We start from the raw sequence: 3573 nt of genomic DNA, 5'->3' as shown, positions 1-3573 counted from the left end.
AGTTCAGGACGCGCTGGGGAGGCTACCGGCTCGCCAGCGTGAGGTCATCGCGCGCTACTACGGCGATGAGCTCACGCTGCGCGAGACGGGGGCGAAGATGGGCGTCAGCGAGGCGCGCGCGTGCCAGTTACACGGTCGCGCGATCCAGAACCTGCGACGCGAGCTCTCGGTGCACGTCGCCGCTGCGCCGGCGCGAGTCCAGCAGCAAGTCGCCGCCTAGCTCTAGAACTGACAGAGGTCGGTGACACTTGGGCCTTCCGAAGGGGAGGAGATCCAAGTGACCGAACAAGAGCAGAAACGAACCGTGGCCCACCGTCTGGCGGTCCTGCGGCACGCCGAGGAAGTCAGCCGGAGCGTCTCTCGGACGTGCCGCTATTACGGCATCGCGCGCAAGACCTTCTATGTGTGGCGACGCCGCTACCTCGCGCTCGGCGAGGCTGGGCTCCGCGACCGCTCCTCGCGGCCGCACCGCAGCCCTCGCGCCACGGCCGAGGACGTGGTCGGCAAGATCGTCTACCTGCGCCAGAGCTACCACTTCGGGCCCCTGAAGATCGCGATGTACCTCAAGCGGTACCACGACCTTCAGCTCTCGCAGTCCGGGATCTGGCGGATCCTCCGGCGTCTTGGCCTTTCCCGTCTGCCGGCCTCGCAGCGCTACCGCCGCTACCGCGAGCGCTGGAAGCGCTATGAGAAGCCGCAGCCCGGCCACCAGGTGCAGATCGACGTGAAGTTCATCGCGCCCTTGAAGGGCGCGCGCAAGACGTACTACCAGTTCACGGCAATCGACGACTGCACACGCCTGCGAGTGCTGCGCCTATACCGCGAGCTCGGTCAGAACACGGCGATCCAGTTCGTCGACTACGTTCTCGAGAAGCTGCCCTTCCAGGTCGAGCGCATCCAGACCGACAACGGCTCGGAGTTCCAGGCGCGCTTCCACTGGCACGTCCTCGACCGCGGCATCGACCACGTGTACATCAAGCCCGCCACGCCGCGACTCAACGGCAAGGTCGAACGATCGCACCGTATCGACGCCGAGGAGTTCTATCGCATGCTCGAGGGCGTCGTGATCGACGACGCCAACTTGTTCAACCGCAAGCTCCAGGAGTGGGAAGACTTCTACAACTACCATCGCCCGCACGGGTCGCTCGGCGGCCAGACCCCGTACGAGCGGCTACGTCAGCGGGTCGGCTCCGGCGTCACCGGACAACGTCAGTTGCACACCTAGCTCGCGACGAGCGCGACTGCTCGCTGCGTCGGAAGGAAGACTTCGGCGCTGAGACGCAACCGACCGACGTCGGTCATCCACACGGCAAGCCCGAGCGGCGCGAGCAATTCGCGGACGCGCCTGCGGTCGGAGCCGGCGAACAGCGGCGCAAGGTCATCGAACACCGGATGCGCGATGGTGTGAAACTCGAGCGCGTCCCCTCTGCGCACCGGCGCGTGAGCGGCGAAGATGCCGAGCCGCTCGTACTTCCACCAGACGTACTCGGCACGACCGTTGTGATGCGCGATGCGGAGACGCCGATCGCCTTCGCCGCCTTCAAGGCGTCCGTCACCGAGCAGCGATCCCAGGATGACCTGGACCTGCACCGGATCCGGCACGACGCGCCTGAGCACGCGCTCCGGTAGCTCCCCCACACAATGAATGTCGGCGGGGCATTGCCGTACGCGTCCACGCGCGCCGGACGTGACGTTGTAACTGACCAGTTAGGCGCTTGCGTCCAGCGCTTCCGCGAGTAGTGGCGCAGTGTTCGCCACGACCCAGCTCCTGATCGAGAGGGCTTGCTCGAGGTTCTCAGCGATTAGCTTCGGTGGGCTATCACCCTCGACCACGCGGCCCGCGAGCCAGACCAGGATGATGGCTGACTGGAACATCACGAGCACCGGCAACGCCGCGACCTCGGCGGGATCGAGCGACAGCGTTCTGAGGTAGCCATGCAGGACCGGCTGCCATAAGCGCTCCCGGTGGCCTTTCGCGAGGACGTTCCTCAGCATCCCGGCGAGCTCGAGCGCGCGTATGTTCCGACCCGCGTATTCGAAGTCCAGCACCCCGCGGACGCGGCCGGTCCGGACGAGCACGTTGCCGAACGCGAAGTCGCCGTGGATCAGCTGCATCGGTAGCGAGCGATAGATGGCCGTCGCGTTCTCCGCGGCCGATTCGACGAAGTCCCTTCCAGCCGCGCCCGCGATCACCTCGATCTGCGCGAGATCGGTGATCGCCGGGTGGACGGCGCGAAGGTCGCCCGAGAAGGGCGGCGCGGCGATGTCGATGCGGTCGATCGACTCGAGCGCCATATCCAGGGAGGCGAATGCAGCCGCGGCCTTGGCGACTCCAGCCACGTCGTCGTCGTCGAGATGCTCGCCCTCGATCCGGCGGTAGAGCGCGGCTTGGCGGGCTGAGTCGATCTCGATCGCGAGCGTGTCTCCAGCGTCCGTCTCGAGAGGCTTCGGGACCCTGAACGTCAGCTCGGCGGCGGCGAGCTTGCGCAGGATCTCGTGCTCGAACCGGATCGCCTCGGAGCGCTTTTGGACGTACAGGCGCAGGACGTGCTCGCCGGCCTCGCTGCGAACGAACCACGTCTCGTTGCTGAAGCCCCAGCTCGCACGCGTGAGTTCACGCGGACGCGGGAGGTCCCAACGGTCCAGGAGCTCGTCGAACATGCGCAGAGGATGGCGGAAAATGAAAACGACCTCGCACGCTTTCGCGTCGAAGTCGTTTTTATCCCGGCCCTGACCTATTTTCCCGGGGACCGACGTCCCGAGTATCTTCGGCGCTGGTGGGCTTAACTACTGTGTTCGGGATGGGAACAGGTGTGACCCCACCGCTCGAAGGACCGAGGCCTCAAGTTTATCGAACGTGAGCGCCGCCGGTCAACCGCGGCGCGCCTAGGGGCAGGCACGCGAGGGTCGCGGCGTACTGACCGTAGACACACAAAAGCCCTCCGACGGAGGGAGGGCTGATGCGAGAACGGCAGATGGTGAATGAGGAAGACGAAGCGAAGTTTCGCTGCGAGATCGCACCGATCCGCCGCGGCCCACGTCCTACGAGCATTTGCGCTCGCGGTTTCGATGGCCCGGCTGGGTGCTGGAAATTAGGTCAAGCCCTCGACCGTTAGTACGGATTAGCTACGGGTCTTACGACCTTTCCACCTTCCGCCTATCGAACACGTTCTCTACGTGCGGTCTTACCTGGTTACCCAGAGGGTGAGCTCATCTCGAGGTCGGCTTCCCACTTAGATGCTTTCAGCGGTTATCCGGAACGGACATAGCTACCGAGCGGTGCCCTTGGCAGGACAACTCGTACACCATCGGTCCGCTCACCCCGGTCCTCTCGTACTGGGGGCAACTCCTCTCAACTCACCTGCGCGCACACTGGATAGAGACCGAACTGTTTCACAACGTTCTGAACCCAGCTCGCGTACCGCTTTAATGGGCGAACAGCCCAACCCTTGGGAGGTACTGCCCCCCCAGGATGCGACGAGCCGACATCGAGGTGCCAAACGACGCCGTCGCTGTGAACGCTTGGGCGTCATAAGCCTGTTATCCCCGGGGTAGCTTTTATCCGATGATTCC

Annotated in this window: 4 protein-coding genes and 2 rRNA genes; 2 read left to right on the top strand and 4 right to left on the bottom strand. The window is 64.8% G+C overall.

Features of this window, described 5'->3' with window-relative positions; genetic code table 11:
- Window positions 1-220, top strand: a 220-nt coding sequence (locus VI056_10340) for a sigma-70 family RNA polymerase sigma factor (GenBank protein HEY6203429.1), incomplete at its 5' end; no start/stop codon positions are given.
- A 57-nt stretch (window positions 221-277) separates the two neighbouring features.
- Window positions 278-1225: an IS481 family transposase gene (locus VI056_10335; protein HEY6203428.1), complete on the top strand. Its 948-nt coding sequence runs from the start codon at window positions 278-280 to the stop codon at window positions 1223-1225.
- Here VI056_10335 and VI056_10330 read toward each other — a convergent pair.
- The 4 genes from VI056_10330 to VI056_10315 form a co-directional block, all read right to left on the bottom strand.
- Window positions 1222-1638 (bottom strand): hypothetical protein, encoded by a 417-nt coding sequence (locus VI056_10330; protein HEY6203427.1) that lies wholly within the window; start codon window positions 1636-1638, stop codon window positions 1222-1224. The genes VI056_10335 and VI056_10330 overlap by 4 nt on opposite strands.
- 69 nt (window positions 1639-1707) lie before the next feature.
- On the bottom strand, window positions 1708-2661 hold the full coding sequence (locus tag VI056_10325; protein HEY6203426.1) for a phosphotransferase: 954 nt from the start codon (window positions 2659-2661) through the stop codon (window positions 1708-1710).
- Between the two features lie 61 nt (window positions 2662-2722).
- Window positions 2723-2839 (bottom strand): 5S ribosomal RNA (rrf, locus tag VI056_10320).
- 254 nt (window positions 2840-3093) lie between these two features.
- Window positions 3094-3573: ribosomal RNA gene (locus VI056_10315) — 23S ribosomal RNA — on the bottom strand; the annotation flags it as partial.

The organism is Candidatus Limnocylindria bacterium (assembly GCA_036523395.1).
Taxonomy (GTDB): domain Bacteria; phylum Chloroflexota; class Limnocylindria; order P2-11E; family P2-11E; genus CF-39.
Note: the sequence above shows the minus strand (reverse complement) of the source record. Positions and strands in the feature narration are given on the sequence as shown.

What these genes read in the sequence shown, in the direction of transcription:
- VI056_10325 (HEY6203426.1), bottom strand. Translation starts at nt 2,661, where the DNA reads ATGTTCGACGAGCTCCTGGACCGTTGGGACCTCCCGCGTCCGCGTGAA.